Here is an 18,544-nt window from a genome sequence, read left to right as displayed (position 1 = left end):
CCTGACTTCTAGGTCGTTATCCCAAACAGCGGCTGGCCGTATTCGACGGGCTGGCCGTTCTGGACGTAGATTTCGGCGATCACGCCGCTGATTTCAGCCTGAATCTCGTTCATCAGCTTCATCGCTTCGATGATGCAAACGACCTGATCGGCTTCGACGCGGTCGCCGACATTGACAAACGGCTTGGCTTGCGGCGAGGCCGCGCGATAAAACGTGCCGACGATAGGCGATCTAATGAGGTGCTGCGCGGACTCAGTCTTCGGCGGCTCGGGCCGGGCCGGCGGAGGCGCCGGGGGGGAAGGTTGGGCGGCGGCAGGCGCGACGGTTTCCGTTACGACCGGCATCGGCGCCGAGAGGATGACCGGCGTCGGCGCCGCCTGAATTACCGCCGGCTCTTTGAAGCGGCTGATGTGCAGCCGAAAGCCGTCGTGCTCGATCTCGAACTCGGCGAAGCCCTTTTCGCTCACCAGCTCGATTAGCTTTTTGACCTCTTTCAAATCCATCGTTTGCCCTCAAAGATGCGGGTTTCTGATTTCTGGTTATTGTAGATCGCGTTGTCCGATCAACCAGGAACCAGGAACTAGAAACCAGAAACTAACACGCCGGCTCAATAAGCGAAAGCCCCAACCGCGTGCGGCTGAGGCTTTCAATCATACAACGAAGGCTCAACCAACCGCCCGCCTGCTGGTGCCGCGCGCGTTGGCCGAGCTTAGGCCTTCGCTTGATCCTTTTTGAACCGACCGAGCAGGCCGCGCTTCTTCTTGGCCTCGGGCTTGGCCTCTTCCTTGACGGGCGCGACTTCGCTGCCAATCAATTCGATCAAGGCCATTTCAGCGCCATCGCCGCGGCGGGTGCCGAGCTTGAGGATGCGCGTATAACCGCCGGGGCGCTCGGTGTAGCGCGCGGCGATTTCATCAAACAGCTTGTCAACGGCGGCGACGCCGGCCGTACGCGGCGCGCGCGGGCGCTTGTAGCCGCCGTCCGGCGTGCGGTTGGCGTTGCCGCTGTGAAAGTAGGCCGCCGCCTGACGCCGCAAGTGCAGCGCCTGCTCCGGCCCTTCGGCTGTAAGCGCGCGCTTGCCCAGCGTGATGACGCGCTCGGCGTACGGGCGCAACTCTTTGGCCTTCGGCAGCGTCGTGATCAGGCGCTCTTCAACCATCAGCGAAGTGCAGAGGTTGCGCAGCATCGATAACCGATGCTCGGTCTTGCGCCCCAGTTTTCTATGAGCCACTTTATGTCGCATAACAAACCCCAGGAAAGAAAATCATGAATGATGAATGATGAATGATGAACCAGGAACGGTGAATACAGTCGAGCCATTCAGCGTTCATCATTCATCGTTCATCGTTTCCCTTTAGGCGGTGGCCTCGTCAATCAGCCGCCCGTGATCGTCAAAGCGCATGCCGAGATGCAACCCCATGGACTGCAAAATCTCCTTGATCTCGTTCAGCGACTTGCGCCCGAAATTCTTGGTCTTCAACATCTCGGCTTCGCTCTTCTGCACCAGCTCGCGGATGGTGCGAATGTCGGCGTTCTTCAGGCAGTTGTACGAGCGCACGCTCAGTTCCAACTCGTCCACCGAGCGGTCGAGATTTTCGTTGAAAGCGCCGCGCTCGCCGCCTTCGGCATCGCCGTCGGCATGGTCGGGCTCTTCCTCGAAGTTGATGAAGATCTGCATGTGATCTTTGATCAACTTGGCGGCCAGGCCGATGGCGTTGGCCGGCTGCACCGAGCCGTTCGTCCAGACTTCAATCGTCAGCTTGTCGTAATCGGTGTCCTGCCCGAGGCGCGCCGAATCGACCGTGTAGTTGACTTTCTTGACCGGCGAATGCACCGAATCAATGGGGATATAGCCGACGGCCAGGTCCTCGTCGTAATTGCGCTCGGCGCTGACATAACCACGGCCCCGCTTCAAGCGCATCTCAATGGCCAAGCTTCCGCCTTCGGAAACCGTCGCGATGTGGACGTTGGGATCGAGAATTTCGACTTCGCTGTCGGTTTCAATCTCGCCCGAAAGCATCTCGCCCGGCACGGTGCGCTCGACGCGCAAGGTCTTCGGCCCCAGCCCGTGCAGCTTGAACGGGATGCGTTTGAGGTTGAGGATGATGTCGGTGGCGTCTTCGACGACGCCGGGGATCGAAGAGAACTCGTGCAGCACGCCTTCGATCTTGATCGCCGTGATGGCCGCGCCTTCGACCGACGAGAGCAGCGAACGGCGCAGACAGTTGCCGATAGTCGTCCCGAACCCGCGTTCGAACGGCTGCGCGTAGAATTTGCCGTAGCGGCTGGTCGCCGTCTCCGATTCAGAGGCGAGGCGCTTGGGCTTCTGGAATCCAATCATGAATTGGGTTTCGGTGTTGGTCATTGCTTCCCCTCAAACAGGTTATAGGTGTTGGGTGTCATGAGCTGATTCGCGGCGACTGCCCGCCCGCGTTCCAGCCGATGACACCCAACACCCTGCGTGAACTACTTGGAATAAAGCTCGACGATAAGTTGTTCGTTGATATTCTGGCCAATGTCTTCACGACGCGGCAAGGCAACGACGCGGCCACGCATGTCATCAGCAGAGATAACTTCGAGCCAGCCCGGGCGGCCGCGCCCCGATGCCGTCTGGAAGGCGCTCTGAATGTGCCCATTGGCGCGGCTGCCTTCGCGGATGGTGATTTCATCGCCGACCTTGACCTGGAAGCTTGGGATATCCACTTTGCGGCCATTGACGAGGACGTGACCGTGGCTGACTAACTGCCGCGCTTGCGGGCGCGACATCGCATAGCCGAGACGATAGACGACGTTGTCGAGGCGACGCTCAAGCAAAGCGAGCAAGTTCTCGCCCGTGACGCCTTTGGTACGCACGGCGCGCTCGAAATAGAGCCGGAACTGGCGCTCCAGCATGCCATAAATGCGCTTGACCTTCTGCTTCTCGCGCAATTGCTCGCCGTAGCCGATGAGCTTGGCACGGCGGACGTTGCGGCCGTGCTGACCGGGCGGCTGGGTGCCGCGTTTTTCAATCGGGCAGCTCGGCTTGTAGCACCGCTCGCCCTTCAAAAACAGCTTCATTCCTTCCCGGCGGCACAAACGGCACACCGGGCCACGATATCTAGCCAATGCGTTCTCCCTCCATCTACCGTCCCTCGCGGGAACCGGCAAAAGTTTACAAGCCCTCCGAATTTTGGATTTTAGATTTTAGATTTTGGATTCCGGGAAGACGTGCATTGAGTTGAACTCGTGCGCTTCTGCCAATCTAAAATCCAAAATCGCAAATCCAAAATTGAACGGCTCTTCTTCCTTTAAGGCGCGCAGGCGGCGTCAGGCCGGCGCGCGCCCGAACATGAAATCAAGTAAGAGCAGGCCGCGCCGGCCCGCTCTTTGAAAAATCTCTGACTAAACGCGACGACGCTTCGGCGGGCGGCAGCCGTTGTGGGGGATCGGCGTGACGTCACGAATGATCGACACGTTGATGCCGGCGGACTGGATCGCGCGCACCGCCGATTCGCGGCCTGATCCCGGCCCTTTGACACGGACTTCGGCGTGCTGCATGCCAACGTCACGCGCCGCTTGCGCGGCACGGCTGGCCGCCTGTTGCGCGGCGAACGGCGTGCCCTTGCGCGAGCCATGAAAGCCGAGCGCGCCTGCCGACGACTGGCTGATCAGGTTGCCCGACATATCGGTGATCGCCACCAGTGTGTTGTTGAAGCTCGCCTGGATGTGAACGATGCCCTGCGGCACGATGCGCCGCTCTTTGCGCTTGAAGGCTTTCTTCTTGCCGCCTTTTGCTTGTGCTTTTGCCATAATTCTTTAAGTGACAAGTGACGAGTGGGTGATCTTGTCACTCGTCACCGTGGTTATTTCTTGCCCGGCGCTTTCTTCTTAGCGACCGTCATGCGGCGCGGGCCTTTGCGCGTGCGGGCGTTGGTATGCGTGCGCTGGCCGCGCACCGGCAGGCCGCGGCGGTGGCGCAGGCCGCGATAGCAGCCGATGTCCATCAACCGCTTGATGTTCATCTGCACTTCTTTGCGCAGGTCGCCTTCGACCATGCCCTGCTGATCAATGACCGTGCGGATGCGGTTGACCTCTTCTTCGCTCAGCTCGCGGATGCGCTTATCGATGTTGATGCCGGCCTCGCCGAGAATCTGGTTGGCGCGCGAGCGCCCGATGCCGTAGATGTATGTCAGACCGATCTCGGCTCGCTTATTTGCCGGAAGGTCTACGCCTGCGATGCGTGCCATTCGTCCTCCGTCTTCGACTATCCTTGCCGCTGTTTATGCTTGGGATTGGTGCAGATCACTCGAACAACGCCGCGGCGGTGAATGACCTTGCAGTTATCACACATTTTCTTAACCGATGCCCTGACTTTCATAATTGCTTTCCTTCCTTCATCGAGCGGGCGCTAGGTGAAGAATCCTTCGCACACAAGAAACGATTAGTTTACCATCGCCCGCCGGCTTTCGCAACCTGCCTCCGCAGGCGGCCCGCCGCTGCCCTACCCGACATTCCCATTCCCGTTTAATTCAGTGAGAATCTGCGGCCCGTCAGCGGTGATTGCCACTGTATGCTCGAAATGTGCCGACGGCCTGCCGTCCAGGGTGATTACCGTCCAGCCGTCGGACAGGACTTTGACGTCGTGGCGCCCGATATTGACCATCGGCTCGATAGCCAGCACCCAGCCTTCGCGCAAGACAGGGCCGGTGCCGGGCTTGCCGTAATTCGGCACCTGCGGGTCTTCGTGCATCGCCCGACCGATGCCGTGCCCGCAGAAGTTGCGCACCACCGAATAGCCGAGCGGCTCGACATACGCCTGCACGGCGTTGCAGACATCGCCGAGGCGATTGCCGACGCGGCAGCGGGAGATCGCTTCAAACAGTGAGCGGCGCGTCGTGTTGATCAGCTTCCAGGCGTCATCGCTGATCCGCCCAACCGGCACCGTCACCGCCGCGTCGCCGACATAGCCCTGCAAGGTTGCGCCGCAGTCAATGCCGATGATGTCGCCCTCGCGCAGCTTACGTTTCGAAGGGATGCCATGCACCACTTCATCGTTGATCGAGGCGCAGATCGAAGCCGGATAGCCGTGATAGCCCTTAAAAGTCGGCACCGCACCCGCGGCGCGGATCAGGCGCTCGGCTTCGGCATCGAGGTCGCGGGTGGTAATCCCCGGCTGCACGATCTCCGAGAGCTGCTTCAACACGCGGGCGACAATCTGCCCCGCAGCGCGCATCTTTTCAATCTCGATTTTCGATTTGCGAATCACCATGACAAAGACCCCTGACCACTCGATTGCAGTGATCGGCTCTCCTCATCGCTTACTCACTGCGCCGCATTGCCTCGCTCCGAGTTCGAATCACTTTCGACAATCTCGGCCAGGCGATTGAAGACGGCTTCCGGCGTTCCCGTGCCGTCAACCCGCTGGAGTCGGCTCGACGCCTCATAGTATTCAAGCAGCGGCCGCGTCTTCTCCTGGTAGAGCTGCAACCGCTGTTGGATCGCTTCGATGGTGTCGTCGGGCCGGGTCATCAGCGCCTCGCCGTCCAGGTCGCAAACCTCGTCGTGTTGGGGCGGCTTGAACTCCATATGATAAATCGAGTTGCAGCGTTTGCAGATGCGCCGGCCGGTCAGGCGGCGCAGCAGCAGCTCGCGCGGCACGTCAATCTTGATGACGACGATGCGATTGCCGTCCTCCTGCGCGATCATTTCAAGCAAGCGCGCTTGCGGCAAGGTGCGCGGGAAGCCATCGAGGATGCACCCGCCGACGCAATCGTTCAGACAGAGCCGCTGCTTAATCACCTCGGCGAGAATATCGTCGCTGACCAGCTCGCCGGTGGCGAGGACCGCTTTGACGTGCCGGCCGAACTCGGTTTCCTCCTTGGCGATCTCGCGCAGGATGTCCCCCGTAGCGACGATTGGCAGACCGAAACGGTCTGCCAATAATTGCGCCTGAGTGCCTTTGCCTGCACCTTGCGGCCCCATCAAAACGTAGAGGTTCGACATAAGCTCAATACGAGCGCCGCCCCCGCATGCGCCGCCCGCGCGGCCCGAGGAAGCCGTCGTAGTGGCGCATGATCAGCTGCGACTCGATCTGGTTCATCGTGTCCATCGCCACGCCGATGACAATCAGCAGGCTGGTGCCGCCGAAGTAGAAGTTGACGCCGATGCCGGTCGTGATCCACGAAGTCAGCGGGTTGCCGCGCAGCAGGTTGTCGAGCGACTGCCCGATGAAAGGCAGGTATTGAACCGCGAAGCCCGACAAGATGAACTGCGGCAGCAACGCCACCACCGCCAGGTAAATGGCGCCGGCCGTCGTCAGCCGCGTGAGAATCTCGTTCAGGTAATCCGAGGTGCGCTTGCCCGGGCGGATGCCGGGGATGAACGCGCCGTTCTTGCGCAGGTTGTTCGCCACTTCGTCAGTGTTGAAAATGATCGACACGTAGAAGAAAGTGAAGAAGATGATCGCCGCCGCATAAATCAGGTAATGCAGCGGGTGACCCTGGCCGCCCATCTCGCTGGCCAGTTTCCCCAGCCATGCTTTCCAGCCCGTGGTATTCTCGGGGTCCGTGCCGAGGAAGCCGAGGATGGTCTGTGGGAAGGCGAGGATCGAAGACGCGAAGATCACAGGGATGACGCCGCCCATGTTGACCTTCAACGGCATGTGTGTCTGCTGCTGCGGGATCGATTGCCGCCCGACCATGCGCCGCGCATGGTTGATGGGAATCTTGCGGAAGCCGCGCTCGACGAAGACGATGGCCGCGATCACCAGGATCATCGCCACGACCAGCAAGATGACGCCAATGGCCTGGCCGGTGCCGCCGCCCGTGAGCTTCTCGTACATGGTCTGCACCGCCGAAGGCAGGCGCAGCACGATGCCGGCGAAGATGATCAAGCTGATGCCGTTGCCGACGCCGCGCTCGGTGATCTGCTCGCCGAGCCACATAATGAACGTCGTGCCGGTCGCCAGCGTCAACATCGTCATCAGCACGAAGTTCAGCCCGGGGTTGTAGACCAGATTGCCCGAAGAGGTGACCTGATTCTGCAACCAGTAGGCGATGCCGAACGACTGCACCGCGCAGAGCACGACCGTCAGGTAGCGCGTGTACTGGGTGATCTTGCGCCGGCCCAGATCGCCTTCTTCCTGCAACGCCTTCAGCCGCGCGCTCACGACGGTCATCAGTTGCAGGATGATCGACGCCGTGATGTAGGGCGTGATGCCGAGGGCGAAGATAGAGACGACTCTGAAGTTGCCGCCGGAGAACAAGTCCATGACGCCGGCCAGGCTGCGGTGCATCACGCCCTGCTCCCACAGGTTCGAGAGCACCTGCGGGTCAATGCCCGGCGTGCGCACGTGCGAGCCGATGCGGTAAACCGCCAGCATCGCCAGCGTGAACAGGACGCGCTTGCGCAGGTCAGGGACGGTGAAGACGTTGCGGATGCTGTTGACGAAATTCTCGATCATGACTTTGCAATTCCCCTGGGCGTTGAACGAATCGCGCGGCGATTCTTGATTTATGGCCGAGCCCTTATTTTACAAGAAGCCGGCCATAAACCAGAAACCGAAATGGCGTTTACGCCTCAAAGCTTTTGCCGACCAGGCTGGCGGTGCCGCCGGCGGCTTCGATCTTTTCTTTCGCCGACTTCGTGAAACGGTGTGCGGTGATGCTCAGCTTCGCGGCCAGCTCGCCGCCGCCTAAGACGACGACGCCCTCAAAGCGTGCCAGGTGACTCTTCTTAATCATGCCGCGCTCGACCATCAGCTCCGGCGTGATCGGCTCGCTGCCGTCAAAACGCTCGGCCAGTTCTGATAGCTGCACTTCGATCCAGACCTTTTTGAAGATGTTCGTAAAGCCGCGCTTGGGCAGTCGCCGTTGCAGCGGCATCTGGCCGCCTTCAAAGCCCGGACGGCCCGAATAGCCGGAGCGCGATTTCTGCCCTTTGTGGCCGCGCCCCGAAGTCTTGCCGAGCCCCGAGCCGGGGCCGCGCCCGACGCGCTTCTTATCTTTGTTTGCGCCCTTCGGCGCGCCGATGTTGTGTATGCCTATTGCCATGATTTGACTCCGGGGGTCAGGGGTCAGGGGTCAGGGGCCAGTTGTAAAACTTAGTTTTCTTCACCGGCCCCGGCCCCTGTCACCCGGCCCCTATTCAATGATTCTCAGCAGGTGCGGGACCTTCTTAACCGCGCCGCGCATGGACGGGGTGTCGGGCCGCTCGACGATCTGATTGAGCTTGGTCAGCCCGAGGCTGCGGACGATCTCTTTATGCGCTCTGGGCGTGGCGATAGTCGAGCGATACCACTGAATCTTGATGGTCGCGCCCGGCGCTTCGTTGTTGGCCGTTGCCATGATAACTCCCTTCGAGCCGTTTCAAGCTTCGCCTGCGAAGCCTGCGGCCATTCGTTAAGCGCTCGCGGCTTCTTCTGCCGCCTGCCGCCGCAGCCGCGACACCGAGGTCGGGTCTTTCAACTCCCGGAGACCTTCAAAGGTGGCGCGGACGACGTTGTGCGGGTTCGAGGTGCCGATTGATTTCGTCACCACATCGCGCACGCCGACCAGTTGCATGATGGCGCGCACGGCGCCACCGGCGATGACGCCCTTGCCTTCGGGAGCGGGCTTGAGCAGCACGCGCCCTGAGCCAAAGATGCCGGTCACCTGGTGCGGCAGGGTGTGGCCCGACAGCGGCACGCGAATCAGATTCTTCTTCGCCGCCTCGATGCCCTTCTTGATCGCCAGCGGCACTTCGCGGGCCTTGCCACTGCCGAAGCCGACGACGCCATTCTCGTTGCCGACTATGACCAGCGCCGCAAACGACAGGTTCTTGCCGCCCTTGACCACCTTGGTCACGCGGTTGATTGAAATCACCTGATCCTTCAGATCGAGACCTGATGCGTCAATTCGTTCCATTATTAAAACTCCAGTCCAGCTTCGCGCGCCGCTTCGGCGAGACTGCGCACGCGCCCGTGATAGATGTAGCCGCCGCGGTCAAAGACGACGCGGGTGATGCCCTTCTCTTTGGCGCGCTCGGCAATCGCTTTGCCGATCTCTTTGGCTGCCGCAATGTTGCCGCCGGTGCGTCCCTTCCAATCTTTTTCCGTTGTCGAAGCCGAGGCCACGGTGACGCCCTGCGCGTCGTCAATGATCTGCGCGTAGATGTGGTTGACGCTACGAAAGATGGCCAGCCGCGGGCGCTCGCCGCTGCCGCCGACTTTTTGGCGGATGCGCTGATGCACCGCCCGCCTAATGTCTTGTCTGCTTTTCTGTGCCATATCGTTTGTCCTTATGGTCGCTGATTGTGCCGGCTTGCGGCATCACTTCAGCAACTCTCAGATGGTGACGAGTGACAAGTGACAAGGTGATTCCGTTTTTCTTGTCACTCGTCACGTGTTACGTCCCCTTACTTGCCGGTCTTGCCGGGCTTGAGCTTCAAGGCTTCGCCGGCATAGCGCACGCCCTTGCCCTTGTACGGATCGGGGCGGCGCAGGCTGCGCATGTCGGCGGCAATCTGGCCGACCTGCTGCTTGTCAATGCCGGTGATCGTCAGGGTCGTCTGGTACTGCTGAATCGGCTTGTTGACACGCTCGACCTTGACATCAATGCCCGACGGCAGCGGGAACTCGATGGGGTGCGAATAACCGAGGTTGAAGATGACGCGACTCTTCTGCAATTCGACCTTGTAGCCGACGCCGACGATGTCGAGCTGCCGCGTATAGCCATCGGTGACGCCGGTGACGGCGTTCTGCACCAGGGCGCGCGCCAGTCCATGAACCGCCGCGTGGTCGTCACTGGTGCGCTCGGCGACAAGCTGATCCCCGTCGACGCGAAACTGAATGCCGGCGGGCACATTGGTCGTCAACTGGCCTTTCGGGCCGCTCACTTCGATCACCCCGTCCGTGATGTTGACCTTGACGTTCTTAGGAATGCTTATTGGCTTCTTGCCTATTCTCGACATAATGATAACTCCGCATTCAGGAGTCAGGAGCCAGGAGTCAGAATGAACTCTGACTCCTGGCTCCTGACTCCCTTCACTCTTAATAGACCCGGCAGATCAACTCGCCGCCGACACGCTCGCGGCGCGCCCGGCGGTCGGTCATCAAGCCGCGCGAGGTCGAGAGGATGTTGACCCCCAGGCCGCCCAGCACGCTCGGCACCGCTGTGCCTTTGACGTAGACGCGGCAGCCGGGCTTTGAAACGCGCTCCAGCCGCGAGATCACCTGCTCGCCCTTGGTGCCATAGCGCAGGTAGATGCGGATGTTGCGGCGCACGCCTTCGCCGATGACCTTAAAGTTGTTGATGAAGCCTTCTTCTTTCAAAATGCGCGCGATCTCCAGCTTGATGTTCGAGACCGGCACGTCTACCTTCTGGTGCTTGGCCGCGTACGCATTGCGCATTCGCGTCAGCATATCAGCGATTGGATCTGTCATCACTTCTCCTGAAATCCGTGACAAGTGACAAGTGACAAGTGACAAGAAAAACTCCGCCCGCTCTTGTCACTGTTCACCTGTCACTTGTCACTCTCTTTTACCAGCTCGACTTCGTCACGCCGGGAATGTGGCCTTCGAGCGACAGCCCGCGGAAGCAGATGCGGCAGAGCGCGAACTTGCGCAGGTAGCCTTTGCCGCGACCGCAGCGCCGGCAGCGGTTATGCACCCGCGACGTGAAGATGTTCAAGTTCATGCCGGCGGCCTTGGCGCGCTTCACTTCTTTCTTGCCGGCGGCGCCGTACTGCTCTTTGACCCGCTGCTTGGCGTTCGCCAGCGCCCGCTTCAGCTCGTTCGCTTTATAGACTGATGATGTTCTTGCCATAAGTTAGTTCTCAGTTGTCAGTTGTCAGTCGTCCGCTCTCAGCCGAATCGCGTTGCGCGACTAGCAACTGAGAGCCGGTCACTGGTAACTACTTCATAAACGGCATGCCGAATTGCCGCAGCAGGGCGCGGCCTTCTTCGTCTGTGCGTGCCGTCGTCACAATAGAAATGTTCATGCCCCGCGTGCGATCAACGCGATTGAAGTCGATCTCCGGGAAGATCAACTGATCCTTGATGCCAATTGTGTAGTTGCCGCGGCCATCAAAAGCGCGCGGGCTGACGCCGCGGAAGTCGCGCACGCGCGGCAGCACGGCGTTGATGAAGCGATCCAGAAACTCGTACATGCGGTCGCCGCGCAGCGTCACCGAAACGCCGACCGGCATCCCCGTGCGCAGCTTGAAGGCGGCAATCGATTTCTTCGCCTTGGTGATGACCGGCTTCTGGCCGGCAATCGTCGTCAGCTCCATCGTCGCCTGGTCAAAGACCTTCGGGTTGCTCTGCGCCTCGCGGCCCACGCCCATGTTTAAAACCACTTTTTCGATCTTCGGCGCGGCCATCGGGTTCGTGTAGTTGAACTCTTTAATCAAGGCCGGCAGAATCTCGCTATTGTATTTCTCTTTCAGTCTCGCTGCCATATCCGTCCTCGCATCTGATGCGCCGGGGCGCGCCTTCAGTCGCTTTGTCTGGCTGCCGCCGCGCCCTCTCGAAGAGCGCCTCCCCGCGCGGCCTCTGGGTTACTGTTTCTCGATAGCCGCGCCGCACTTCTTGCATGCGCGGTGGCGCTTGCCGTCTTCGAGCACCTGATGCGCCGAGCGCGTCGCCTGACCGCAGTGCGGACAAAGCAGCATCACGTTCGACACGTCAATCGGCGCTTCGCGCTCAAGGATGCCCGACTGCACGCCGCGCCGCGAGTTCGCCTTGGTGTGGCGCTTGACGACGTTGACGCCTTCGACGATCACCTTATGCTTGCGCGGCAGCACTTCGATGATTCGCCCCGTCCTGCCGCTGTCTTTGCCGGTGATGACGACCACGCGGTCGTTCTTTCGCACATTGATTTCTACGTTCATAACACCTCAGGAGTCAGGAGTCAGGAGTCAGGAGTCAGAATGAGCAAGGAAGCCGGCTCGGCTTTTATTCTGACTTCTGACTCCTGACTTCTGAATACTTTCTCAAATCACTTCCGGCGCAAGGCTGACGATCTTCATGAACCGCTTGTCGCGCAGCTCGCGGGCAATGGGGCCGAAGACGCGCGTGCCGACGGGCTCGTTGTCCGGCTTGATGATCACCGCCGCGTTCTGATCGAAGCGAATATAAGTGCCGTCCTTGCGGCGCGTCTCTTTGCGGGTGCGGACGATGACGGCGCGCACCACCTGGCCCTTCTTGACCGCGCCATCGGGCGCCGCTTCCTTGACCGCCGCGGTGATGATGTCGCCGAGCCCTGCGCGCAGACCCGTGTGGCCGCCGAGCGGCAGGATCATCGAGATGCGCTTGGCCCCGGAGTTATCCGCCACCTCAAGGATTGATCTCATCTGAATCATGACTTTGTCTCCGACGGGTGTTGGGTGTTGGGTATGGGATGTTGGGGATTAGGAGTTGGTCAGAAGCATTCATCTCTTGACCGACACCCGACACCCGGCACCCGGCACCCGACACCCATCACCTGGCTTTCTGAACAATCTCGACGACGCGCCAGCGCTTGCGCGCCGACATCGGTCGCGTTTCGACGATGCGCACGGTATCGCCGACCTTCGCTTCCATCTCGTTGTGCGCCATGAACTTGGTGCGGCGGCGGATGTAGCGGCGGTACTTCGGGTGGCGCACCAGCCGCTCGACGCGGACGACCACGGTCTTGGTCATCTTGTCGCTGGTCACTAACCCGACCTTCTCCTGGCGGCGGTGCTGCGGCCCCGTAGCTGCGGCCTGCGGCTCGTCTGTGCCGCCGATGGCCGCGGCCACTTTGCCGAGCGTCGAGCCGATGGCGCGCGCCACGTCGGTCAGCACGCCTTCGCCGCTCTCGCTCGTTTGATCGTTTCTGTTCTCTTCCATACTCACCCTTCAACGTGGCGCGCTGTAGCGCGCCGTGACTCTTACTTTCCGGCTTCGAGGCCGCGCTCGCGGATCAAGGTCAGCACGCGCGCCAGGTCTCTGCGCGACTCGCGCAGATTCTTGACCACGTCCGTGTTGCCGAGCGACAGCTTGAAGCGCATGCGGAAGATGCTCTCCTTCATCTCGGCGACTTTGGCCCGCAGGTCGTCGTCGTTCAAATCTCTCAGCTCATCAGCCTTCATACCAGCCCTCCTGCGTCTTGCTGCTTGCGCGTGATGAACCGGGTCTTGATGGGCAGCTTCTGCGCCGCCAGCCGCATGGCTTCGGCGGCGGTCTTCTCATCAACGCCTTCCATCTCGAAGAGGATGCGGCCCGGCTTGATGACCGCGACCCAGCCTTCGGGCGCGCCCTTGCCCTTGCCCATGCGGGTTTCCGCCGGCTTCTTGGTGATGGGCTTATCCGGGAAGACGCGAATCCAGATTTTGCCGCCGCGCTTGATGAAGCGGGTCATCGCCACGCGCGAGGCTTCGATCTGCTTGCCGGTAATCCATGCCGGCTCCAGCGCCTTCAACCCATACTCGCCGAAAGAAATCTCCGCGCCGCGCGTCGCCACACCGCTCATGCGGCCACGCTGCTGCTTGCGATACTTCATTCGCTTGGGAATCTTATATTCAGCCATATTTCACCATTGCGGATTGCGGATTGCGGATTGGTAGATTCGGGAACCTCGTTCCAAAATCCGCAATCCGCAATCCGCAATCGTTATGCTCTCCGCGGTTGCGGCGCGCGGCGCGCGGTCAGCTCGTCGCCGCGATAAATCCACACCTTGATGCCGATGACGCCAAACGTCGTGTTGGCTTCGGCGAATCCGTAATCGATGTCGGCGCGCAACGTGTGCAGCGGCAGGCGGCCTTGCAAGTACCATTCGCTGCGGGCGATTTCCGCGCCGTTCAAGCGGCCCGATACGCGCACCTTGATGCCCTGAGCGCCGAAGCGCTGAGCGTTCTCGACGGCGCGCCGCATGGCGCGGCGGAAGGCGATGCGCTTCTCTAACTGCTGGGCGATCTGCTCGGCTTGAAGCTGCGCGTTCAACTCCGGCTTGTGAATCTCCTGGATGTTGACGTAGACCTCGCGGCCCGTGCGCTCTTTGATCTCTTGCTTGAGCTTATCGATCTCCGCGCCCTTGCGCCCGATGATGATGCCGGGGCGCGAGGTGTGGATGATGATCTTCAGCTTGTTGGCGGCGCGCTCGATGTCGATGCCCGAGACGCCGGCGCCGGCAAACCGCGACTTCAGCTCGCGCTTGAGCTTCAGGTCTTCGTGCAGCAGGTCGGCGTACTCGCGCTTGGCGATCCAGTTCGAGTGCCACGAGCGGTTGACGCCGAGCCTGAACCCATAGGGATGAACTTTCTGGCCCATAATTACTCTTCTTCCTTCTCGGTTTCGACTTCGATAGTGATGTGGCTCTGCCAGCGGCGCTCGCGATAAGCGCGGCCCATCGGCGCCGGCCTGACGCGGCGGCGATACTTCGTCGGTCCCAGGTCAACCATCGCCTTCGAGACCAGCAGGCGGTCAACGTCAATGGCGACGTTCAACTGTTCGGCCTTCTGTTCGGCGTTGGCGATGGCCGAGCGCAGCGTGATTTCAATCGGCGTCACGGCGCGCTTGTTGGTGCCTTTCAGGATCGCCAGCGCTTCGTTGACGTTGCGCCCGCGGATCAGGTCAATGACCAGCCGCGCTTTCTGCGGCGAGCCTTTGATGTACTTGGCGACTGCGCGTGCCTTCATCGCTTACTTGCCTCCCTTCTTGACCGTCTTGTCGCTCTTCTCGGGGTGGCCTTTGAAATGGCGGGTCGGCGAAAACTCGCCGAGCTTGTGACCGACCATGTTCTCTTGAACGTAGACCGGGATGAATTTCTTGCCGTTGTGAACCGCCAGCGTGTGGCCGACCATTTCGGGAATGATCGTCGAGCGGCGCGACCATGTCTTATGGACGCGCTTCTCGTTCGCCTGATTCATTCGCGTGATGACTTTCAGCAGCGGCTCGTCAATGAACGGCCCTTTTTTAATTGATCTTGCCATAACTTTTCAGGTGATGGGTGTCGGGCGTCGGGTGTCGGGGTTTTCACCAGCCCCTGACACCGAACACCCAACCCCCGGTTCTTATTTCTTGGCCCGGCGCACGATGAATTTATCCGTGCGCTTGTTATTGCGAGTCTTGTAGCCGCGCGTCGGCTGGCCCCAGGGCGACACCGGGTTGCGACCGCCGGAGGTCTTACCTTCGCCGCCGCCGTGCGGGTGATCCACAGGGTTCATCGCCACGCCGCGCACTTTCGGCCGGCGGCCGAGCCAGCGCGTGCGGCCCGCTTTGCCGAGGCTGACGTTGCTATGCTCGATGTTGCCGATCTGGCCGACCGTCGCATAGCACTCGATGTTGACGCGGCGAATCTCGCCGCTCGGCAGTCGAAGCTGCGCCCAGTCGCCTTCTTTAGCGACCAGTTGCGCCGCGCCGCCGGCAGCGCGCACCATCTGCGCGCCTTTTCCCGGTCGCAGCTCGACGTTGTGAATCGTCGTGCCGAGCGGGATGAAGCGCAGCGGCAGGGCGTTGCCGATGATGATGTCGGCCTCGGGACCGCTTAAGACCGTCTGCCCGACCTTCAAGCCGAGCGGCGCGATGATGTAACGCTTCTCGCCGTCGGCGTAGCTCAAGAGCGCGATGTTGGCCGAGCGGTTCGGATCGTATTCGATTGTCGCCACCTTGGCCGGGACGCCGGCCTTGTCGCGCTTGAAATCGATGATGCGATACTGGCGCTTGCTGCCGCCGCCGCGCCGCCGCACGGTGATGTGGCCGTCGCTGTTGCGCCCCGAGATGCGCTTCTTCGGCGCGAGCAACGGCTCGTACGGCTTGTCCGTGGTAATCTCGTCGCGCGTCAGATAGGTCTGGTAGCGCCGCGCCGGTGATGTCGGTGTTAGCTTTTTAATTCCCATCACAGTTCCATTTTGGATTTTAGATTTTAGATTTTGGATTGAAGACGCGGACGCTGTTCCGGCAATCTAAAATCCAAAATCCAAAATCCAAAATCAAATTGCGTCTTCGTACATGATCGGCTTCTCGCCGCTCTTGAGCGTCACGTAAGCCTTTTTCCAGTCGGCACGGCGGCCCACTTCGCGGCGCATCGGCAGGCGCTTCTGCTTGCCGCGATAATTGACGACGCGCACCTGATCGACCTGCACCTTGAAGATCTGCTCGACGGCGCGCTTGATCTCAAGCTTCGAGGCATGGACATTGACCTTGAGGGTCAGCAACTGGCGGTCGTTGCCGTTGCGGCCCATCGCCTCCGGCTCGTCTTTCATCGTCAGCGCCTTCTCGGTAATGACCGGCCCTTTGATGATGTCCCAAATCGTTTTCATGACTATTCCTCTTGCGCGTCCGGCGCGCGCTCTTCGACCGGCGCTTCGTCAGCTTGGACAGGCGCTTCATCGGCTTGCGCCGGCTGTGCCTGCGCCGTCGCGTTGCCGCCGAGCTGCTTGTCGAGCAGCGCCGCGGCGTCCCTGGTCAACGCCACCTGCTCGTGCGTCAGCAGGTTGTAGACATTGATGCCGCCGGGCGCAACACAGGTGACGTGTTGCAGGTTGCGCGACGACAGGGCCAGGTTGCCGTTTTCGAGCGCGTCAACGATTAGCGTGCGGCCTTCGAGGCCAAGCCCGGCAAGCGCCGCCACGAAATCTTTCGTCCGGTGCGTCTGCAACTCGAAGTTGTCAACGATGACCAGTCCGCCTTCGCGCAGGCGCTCGGAAAGCACGGCGCGAATCGCGCCGCGCCGCATTTTCTTCGGCAGGCGGTACGACCAGTCGCGCGGCTGCGGCCCGTGGACATTGCCGCCGCCTTTCCAGAGCGGCGAGCGGAGACTGGCGATGCGGGCGCGGCCTGTGCCCTTCTGCTTCCAGAGCTTCTTGCCCGAACCGCGAACGTCACCGCGCGTCTTGGTCGCGCTGGTGCCGGCGCGTTGATTCGCCATATACGCTTTGACCGCTTCGTAAATCAGCGGCTTGTTGAGCGGCGCGCCAAACACGTCGTCAGACAACGTCAGCTCGCCGACCTCTTCGTTCTTCAGATTCTTAACCTTCACAACAGGCATTGTCTTGCTCCGCCAGGATTCAGGATTCAGGGTTCAGGGTTCAGATTGAAAGCGGCGGCGATAGCCGACTTCCCTATTCATTCTGACTCCTGACTCCCGACTCCTGACTCCTTCGCTATTGTGCTTTCTTAATCAGCACGTATGCGCCATTCGGCCCCGGAACCGCGCCGTGAATCATCAGCAGATTGTTATCCGGATCAACGGCGACGACGCGCAGGTTCTTGATCGTCTTGCGCTCGTTGCCCATCTGGCCGGCCATCTTCGTGCCTTTGTAAACACGCGACGGATAGGCCGATGCGCCGATGCCGCCGGGGGCGCGGTGAAACATCGAGCCGTGGGTCGCGCGGCCGCCGCCGAAGCCGTGCCGCTTGATGAAGCCGGCGAACCCCCGCCCCTTCGAGCGCCCGATGATCTCGACCAGATCGTTCTGGTTGAAGATATCAACCAGCACTTTATCGCCGACGTTCGTGCCATCCTCGCTCGCCTGGACGCGGACTTCGCGCAGCACGCGAGTCGGCGGCACGCCGGCACGCTTGAAGTGCCCTTCGGTCGGCTTGTTCACCTTGCGCGGCGCTTTCTCTTCGACCAGGCCGAGCTGAACGGCGTCGTAGCCATCCGTGTTGACCGTCTTCTTTTGCACGACGATGCAGGGGCCGGCCTTGATTACCGTCACCGGCGTGACCGAACCGTCGTCGGCAAACAACTGCGTCATTCCGAGCTTCTTGCCAATAATTCCGTTGACCATGTTTCTAGTCCTGAGTGATGAATGATGAGTATGGAGTGTTGAGCCGAACGCCAATGGCGTTTTACTCATCACTCATTACGCATTACCCATTACTTTATTTGTGGTCCTTGCCGAAGGCTTTGATTTCGACATCCACGCCCGCCGGCAGGTCGAGCTTCATCAGCGCATCAACCGTCTGCGGCGTCGGGTCGAGAATGTCCATCAGCCGCTTGTGCGTGCGAATCTCGAACTGCTCGCGCGACTTCTTATCCACGTGCGGGCTGCGCAGCACGGTGTACTTGTTCTTCACCGTCGGCAGCGGAATCGGCCCGGCGACACGCGCGCCCGTGCGTTTAGCCGTGTCAACGATCTCAGCCGTTGACTGGTCAAGCACACGGTAATCGTAAGCTTTCAAGCGGATGCGAATCTTTTCGTTCAGCATAATTCTCTTTCACTCGACGCCCGCGCTGCTGATTGCCAGTAGCGCGAACGCTCACTTATTGCCTTCAAACTGGCTCCGAGAGCCAGATGCGGCGAACGGCGCGACTACTCCAGGATTTCAGAGACGGTGCCGGCGCCGACCGTGCGCCCGCCTTCGCGGATCGCAAACCGCAGCCCCTTCTCCATCGCTATCGGGTTGATCAACTCGATCTCCAACTGCGAATTGTCCCCAGGCATCACCATCTCCACTCCCTCCGGCAACTGCGCCACCCCTGTCACGTCCGTCGTCCGAAAATAAAACTGCGGCCGGTACCCGCTGAAAAACGGCGTGTGCCGCCCGCCCTCTTCCTTCGTCAGCACGTACACTTCCGCCTTGAACTTCGTGTGCGGGTTGATGCTCCCGGGCTTCGAGATC

At 60.7% G+C, this 18,544-nt stretch carries 32 protein-coding genes; all 32 read right to left on the bottom strand.

Annotated elements, in window-relative coordinates:
• Positions 1 to 8: 8 nt before the first annotated feature.
• Positions 9 to 503 carry an acetyl-CoA carboxylase biotin carboxyl carrier protein gene (gene accB, locus VJ464_26725; protein HKQ08745.1) on the bottom strand — a complete coding sequence of 165 codons (495 nt, stop codon included), beginning with the start codon at positions 501 to 503 and terminating at the stop codon, positions 9 to 11.
• 206 nt (positions 504 to 709) lie between these two features.
• Positions 710 to 1,243 (bottom strand): 50S ribosomal protein L17, encoded by a 534-nt coding sequence (gene rplQ, locus VJ464_26720; GenBank protein HKQ08744.1) that lies wholly within the window; start codon positions 1,241 to 1,243, stop codon positions 710 to 712.
• A gap of 111 nt (positions 1,244 to 1,354) precedes the next feature.
• Positions 1,355 to 2,365 (bottom strand): DNA-directed RNA polymerase subunit alpha, encoded by a 1,011-nt coding sequence (locus VJ464_26715; GenBank protein ID HKQ08743.1) that lies wholly within the window; start codon positions 2,363 to 2,365, stop codon positions 1,355 to 1,357.
• Between the two features lie 101 nt (positions 2,366 to 2,466).
• Positions 2,467 to 3,105 carry a 30S ribosomal protein S4 gene (gene rpsD / locus VJ464_26710; protein HKQ08742.1) on the bottom strand — a complete coding sequence of 213 codons (639 nt, stop codon included), beginning with the start codon at positions 3,103 to 3,105 and terminating at the stop codon, positions 2,467 to 2,469.
• A gap of 276 nt (positions 3,106 to 3,381) precedes the next feature.
• Positions 3,382 to 3,789: a 30S ribosomal protein S11 gene (gene rpsK, locus VJ464_26705; GenBank protein HKQ08741.1), complete on the bottom strand. Its 408-nt coding sequence runs from the start codon at positions 3,787 to 3,789 to the stop codon at positions 3,382 to 3,384.
• A gap of 53 nt (positions 3,790 to 3,842) precedes the next feature.
• Positions 3,843 to 4,226, bottom strand: coding sequence for a 30S ribosomal protein S13 (gene rpsM / locus VJ464_26700; GenBank protein ID HKQ08740.1), 384 nt, complete (start codon positions 4,224 to 4,226; stop codon positions 3,843 to 3,845).
• A gap of 17 nt (positions 4,227 to 4,243) precedes the next feature.
• Positions 4,244 to 4,357 (bottom strand): 50S ribosomal protein L36, encoded by a 114-nt coding sequence (gene rpmJ, locus VJ464_26695; protein HKQ08739.1) that lies wholly within the window; start codon positions 4,355 to 4,357, stop codon positions 4,244 to 4,246.
• Between the two features lie 123 nt (positions 4,358 to 4,480).
• Positions 4,481 to 5,248 (bottom strand): type I methionyl aminopeptidase, encoded by a 768-nt coding sequence (gene map, locus VJ464_26690; GenBank protein HKQ08738.1) that lies wholly within the window; start codon positions 5,246 to 5,248, stop codon positions 4,481 to 4,483.
• A 53-nt stretch (positions 5,249 to 5,301) separates the two neighbouring features.
• A complete protein-coding gene (locus VJ464_26685) occupies positions 5,302 to 5,982 on the bottom strand; it encodes an adenylate kinase (GenBank protein HKQ08737.1) in 681 nt (226 codons plus the stop codon).
• A gap of 4 nt (positions 5,983 to 5,986) precedes the next feature.
• A complete protein-coding gene (gene secY / locus VJ464_26680) occupies positions 5,987 to 7,441 on the bottom strand; it encodes a preprotein translocase subunit SecY (protein ID HKQ08736.1) in 1,455 nt (484 codons plus the stop codon).
• 109 nt (positions 7,442 to 7,550) lie between these two features.
• A complete protein-coding gene (rplO, locus tag VJ464_26675) occupies positions 7,551 to 8,024 on the bottom strand; it encodes a 50S ribosomal protein L15 (GenBank protein ID HKQ08735.1) in 474 nt (157 codons plus the stop codon).
• A gap of 96 nt (positions 8,025 to 8,120) precedes the next feature.
• Positions 8,121 to 8,324 carry a 50S ribosomal protein L30 gene (gene rpmD / locus VJ464_26670; protein ID HKQ08734.1) on the bottom strand — a complete coding sequence of 68 codons (204 nt, stop codon included), beginning with the start codon at positions 8,322 to 8,324 and terminating at the stop codon, positions 8,121 to 8,123.
• Positions 8,325 to 8,378: 54 nt separating this feature from the next.
• On the bottom strand, positions 8,379 to 8,882 hold the full coding sequence (gene rpsE, locus VJ464_26665) for a 30S ribosomal protein S5 (protein HKQ08733.1): 504 nt from the start codon (positions 8,880 to 8,882) through the stop codon (positions 8,379 to 8,381).
• Positions 8,883 to 8,884: 2 nt separating this feature from the next.
• Positions 8,885 to 9,244, bottom strand: a complete 360-nt coding sequence (rplR, locus tag VJ464_26660) for a 50S ribosomal protein L18 (protein ID HKQ08732.1) — start codon at positions 9,242 to 9,244, stop codon at positions 8,885 to 8,887.
• 128 nt (positions 9,245 to 9,372) lie between these two features.
• Positions 9,373 to 9,927: a 50S ribosomal protein L6 gene (rplF, locus tag VJ464_26655; protein HKQ08731.1), complete on the bottom strand. Its 555-nt coding sequence runs from the start codon at positions 9,925 to 9,927 to the stop codon at positions 9,373 to 9,375.
• Positions 9,928 to 10,006: 79 nt separating this feature from the next.
• Positions 10,007 to 10,399 (bottom strand): 30S ribosomal protein S8, encoded by a 393-nt coding sequence (gene rpsH / locus VJ464_26650; GenBank protein ID HKQ08730.1) that lies wholly within the window; start codon positions 10,397 to 10,399, stop codon positions 10,007 to 10,009.
• Positions 10,400 to 10,496: 97 nt separating this feature from the next.
• Entirely contained in the window at positions 10,497 to 10,652 is a 156-nt protein-coding gene (locus VJ464_26645) for a type Z 30S ribosomal protein S14 (GenBank protein ID HKQ08729.1), read from the bottom strand.
• Positions 10,653 to 10,869: 217 nt separating this feature from the next.
• The gene (gene rplE / locus VJ464_26640; protein ID HKQ08728.1) at positions 10,870 to 11,415 is read right to left on the bottom strand and encodes a 50S ribosomal protein L5; all 546 of its coding nucleotides are present in this window, start codon (positions 11,413 to 11,415) and stop codon (positions 10,870 to 10,872) included.
• Positions 11,416 to 11,514: 99 nt separating this feature from the next.
• Entirely contained in the window at positions 11,515 to 11,847 is a 333-nt protein-coding gene (gene rplX, locus VJ464_26635; protein ID HKQ08727.1) for a 50S ribosomal protein L24, read from the bottom strand.
• A 102-nt stretch (positions 11,848 to 11,949) separates the two neighbouring features.
• On the bottom strand, positions 11,950 to 12,318 hold the full coding sequence (gene rplN, locus VJ464_26630; GenBank protein HKQ08726.1) for a 50S ribosomal protein L14: 369 nt from the start codon (positions 12,316 to 12,318) through the stop codon (positions 11,950 to 11,952).
• 118 nt (positions 12,319 to 12,436) lie between these two features.
• Positions 12,437 to 12,826 carry a 30S ribosomal protein S17 gene (gene rpsQ, locus VJ464_26625; GenBank protein ID HKQ08725.1) on the bottom strand — a complete coding sequence of 130 codons (390 nt, stop codon included), beginning with the start codon at positions 12,824 to 12,826 and terminating at the stop codon, positions 12,437 to 12,439.
• Positions 12,827 to 12,867: 41 nt separating this feature from the next.
• The gene (rpmC, locus tag VJ464_26620; protein ID HKQ08724.1) at positions 12,868 to 13,068 is read right to left on the bottom strand and encodes a 50S ribosomal protein L29; all 201 of its coding nucleotides are present in this window, start codon (positions 13,066 to 13,068) and stop codon (positions 12,868 to 12,870) included.
• A complete protein-coding gene (gene rplP, locus VJ464_26615) occupies positions 13,065 to 13,505 on the bottom strand; it encodes a 50S ribosomal protein L16 (GenBank protein ID HKQ08723.1) in 441 nt (146 codons plus the stop codon). Before rplP ends, rpmC begins: the two co-directional genes overlap by 4 nt.
• An 83-nt stretch (positions 13,506 to 13,588) precedes the next feature.
• Complete coding sequence (rpsC, locus tag VJ464_26610) at positions 13,589 to 14,245, bottom strand: 30S ribosomal protein S3 (protein ID HKQ08722.1); 657 nt, start codon at positions 14,243 to 14,245, stop codon at positions 13,589 to 13,591.
• Positions 14,246 to 14,247: 2 nt separating this feature from the next.
• Positions 14,248 to 14,613, bottom strand: a complete 366-nt coding sequence (gene rplV, locus VJ464_26605; protein ID HKQ08721.1) for a 50S ribosomal protein L22 — start codon at positions 14,611 to 14,613, stop codon at positions 14,248 to 14,250.
• 3 nt (positions 14,614 to 14,616) lie between these two features.
• Complete coding sequence (rpsS, locus tag VJ464_26600) at positions 14,617 to 14,907, bottom strand: 30S ribosomal protein S19 (protein ID HKQ08720.1); 291 nt, start codon at positions 14,905 to 14,907, stop codon at positions 14,617 to 14,619.
• Between the two features lie 81 nt (positions 14,908 to 14,988).
• Complete coding sequence (gene rplB, locus VJ464_26595) at positions 14,989 to 15,813, bottom strand: 50S ribosomal protein L2 (protein HKQ08719.1); 825 nt, start codon at positions 15,811 to 15,813, stop codon at positions 14,989 to 14,991.
• Between the two features lie 93 nt (positions 15,814 to 15,906).
• A complete protein-coding gene (gene rplW / locus VJ464_26590; protein ID HKQ08718.1) occupies positions 15,907 to 16,236 on the bottom strand; it encodes a 50S ribosomal protein L23 in 330 nt (109 codons plus the stop codon).
• Between the two features lie 2 nt (positions 16,237 to 16,238).
• Positions 16,239 to 16,964, bottom strand: a complete 726-nt coding sequence (gene rplD, locus VJ464_26585) for a 50S ribosomal protein L4 (protein ID HKQ08717.1) — start codon at positions 16,962 to 16,964, stop codon at positions 16,239 to 16,241.
• A 115-nt stretch (positions 16,965 to 17,079) separates the two neighbouring features.
• A complete protein-coding gene (gene rplC / locus VJ464_26580) occupies positions 17,080 to 17,709 on the bottom strand; it encodes a 50S ribosomal protein L3 (protein ID HKQ08716.1) in 630 nt (209 codons plus the stop codon).
• 94 nt (positions 17,710 to 17,803) lie between these two features.
• Entirely contained in the window at positions 17,804 to 18,130 is a 327-nt protein-coding gene (gene rpsJ / locus VJ464_26575) for a 30S ribosomal protein S10 (GenBank protein HKQ08715.1), read from the bottom strand.
• Positions 18,131 to 18,234: 104 nt separating this feature from the next.
• On the bottom strand, positions 18,235 to 18,544 hold a 310-nt coding region (tuf, locus tag VJ464_26570; protein ID HKQ08714.1), incomplete at its 5' end, for an elongation factor Tu.

Source organism: Blastocatellia bacterium (genome assembly GCA_035275065.1).
Lineage (GTDB): Bacteria > Acidobacteriota > Blastocatellia > UBA7656 > UBA7656 > DATENM01.
Note: the sequence above shows the minus strand (reverse complement) of the source record. Positions and strands in the feature narration are given on the sequence as shown.

Bases quoted from the DNA above. Each gene is read 5' to 3' on its own strand.
- accB (HKQ08745.1), bottom strand. From the start codon at position 503: ATGGATTTGAAAGAGGTCAAAAAGCTAATCGAGCTGGTGAGCGAAAAG.
- rplQ (HKQ08744.1), bottom strand. From the start codon at position 1,243: ATGCGACATAAAGTGGCTCATAGAAAACTGGGGCGCAAGACCGAGCAT.
- VJ464_26715 (HKQ08743.1), bottom strand. From the start codon at position 2,365: ATGACCAACACCGAAACCCAATTCATGATTGGATTCCAGAAGCCCAAG.
- rpsK (HKQ08741.1), bottom strand. From the start codon at position 3,789: ATGGCAAAAGCACAAGCAAAAGGCGGCAAGAAGAAAGCCTTCAAGCGC.
- rpsM (HKQ08740.1), bottom strand. From the start codon at position 4,226: ATGGCACGCATCGCAGGCGTAGACCTTCCGGCAAATAAGCGAGCCGAG.
- rpmJ (HKQ08739.1), bottom strand. From the start codon at position 4,357: ATGAAAGTCAGGGCATCGGTTAAGAAAATGTGTGATAACTGCAAGGTC.
- map (HKQ08738.1), bottom strand. From the start codon at position 5,248: ATGGTGATTCGCAAATCGAAAATCGAGATTGAAAAGATGCGCGCTGCG.
- VJ464_26685 (HKQ08737.1), bottom strand. From the start codon at position 5,982: ATGTCGAACCTCTACGTTTTGATGGGGCCGCAAGGTGCAGGCAAAGGC.
- secY (HKQ08736.1), bottom strand. From the start codon at position 7,441: ATGATCGAGAATTTCGTCAACAGCATCCGCAACGTCTTCACCGTCCCT.
- rpmD (HKQ08734.1), bottom strand. From the start codon at position 8,324: ATGGCAACGGCCAACAACGAAGCGCCGGGCGCGACCATCAAGATTCAG.
- rpsE (HKQ08733.1), bottom strand. From the start codon at position 8,882: ATGGAACGAATTGACGCATCAGGTCTCGATCTGAAGGATCAGGTGATT.
- rplR (HKQ08732.1), bottom strand. From the start codon at position 9,244: ATGGCACAGAAAAGCAGACAAGACATTAGGCGGGCGGTGCATCAGCGC.
- rplF (HKQ08731.1), bottom strand. From the start codon at position 9,927: ATGTCGAGAATAGGCAAGAAGCCAATAAGCATTCCTAAGAACGTCAAG.
- rpsH (HKQ08730.1), bottom strand. From the start codon at position 10,399: ATGACAGATCCAATCGCTGATATGCTGACGCGAATGCGCAATGCGTAC.
- VJ464_26645 (HKQ08729.1), bottom strand. From the start codon at position 10,652: ATGAACTTGAACATCTTCACGTCGCGGGTGCATAACCGCTGCCGGCGC.
- rplE (HKQ08728.1), bottom strand. From the start codon at position 11,415: ATGGCAGCGAGACTGAAAGAGAAATACAATAGCGAGATTCTGCCGGCC.
- rplX (HKQ08727.1), bottom strand. From the start codon at position 11,847: ATGAACGTAGAAATCAATGTGCGAAAGAACGACCGCGTGGTCGTCATC.
- rplN (HKQ08726.1), bottom strand. From the start codon at position 12,318: ATGATTCAGATGAGATCAATCCTTGAGGTGGCGGATAACTCCGGGGCC.
- rpsQ (HKQ08725.1), bottom strand. From the start codon at position 12,826: ATGGAAGAGAACAGAAACGATCAAACGAGCGAGAGCGGCGAAGGCGTG.
- rpmC (HKQ08724.1), bottom strand. From the start codon at position 13,068: ATGAAGGCTGATGAGCTGAGAGATTTGAACGACGACGACCTGCGGGCC.
- rplP (HKQ08723.1), bottom strand. From the start codon at position 13,505: ATGGCTGAATATAAGATTCCCAAGCGAATGAAGTATCGCAAGCAGCAG.
- rpsC (HKQ08722.1), bottom strand. From the start codon at position 14,245: ATGGGCCAGAAAGTTCATCCCTATGGGTTCAGGCTCGGCGTCAACCGC.
- rplV (HKQ08721.1), bottom strand. From the start codon at position 14,613: ATGAAGGCACGCGCAGTCGCCAAGTACATCAAAGGCTCGCCGCAGAAA.
- rpsS (HKQ08720.1), bottom strand. From the start codon at position 14,907: ATGGCAAGATCAATTAAAAAAGGGCCGTTCATTGACGAGCCGCTGCTG.
- rplB (HKQ08719.1), bottom strand. From the start codon at position 15,813: ATGGGAATTAAAAAGCTAACACCGACATCACCGGCGCGGCGCTACCAG.
- rplW (HKQ08718.1), bottom strand. From the start codon at position 16,236: ATGAAAACGATTTGGGACATCATCAAAGGGCCGGTCATTACCGAGAAG.
- rplD (HKQ08717.1), bottom strand. From the start codon at position 16,964: ATGCCTGTTGTGAAGGTTAAGAATCTGAAGAACGAAGAGGTCGGCGAG.
- rplC (HKQ08716.1), bottom strand. From the start codon at position 17,709: ATGGTCAACGGAATTATTGGCAAGAAGCTCGGAATGACGCAGTTGTTT.
- rpsJ (HKQ08715.1), bottom strand. From the start codon at position 18,130: ATGCTGAACGAAAAGATTCGCATCCGCTTGAAAGCTTACGATTACCGT.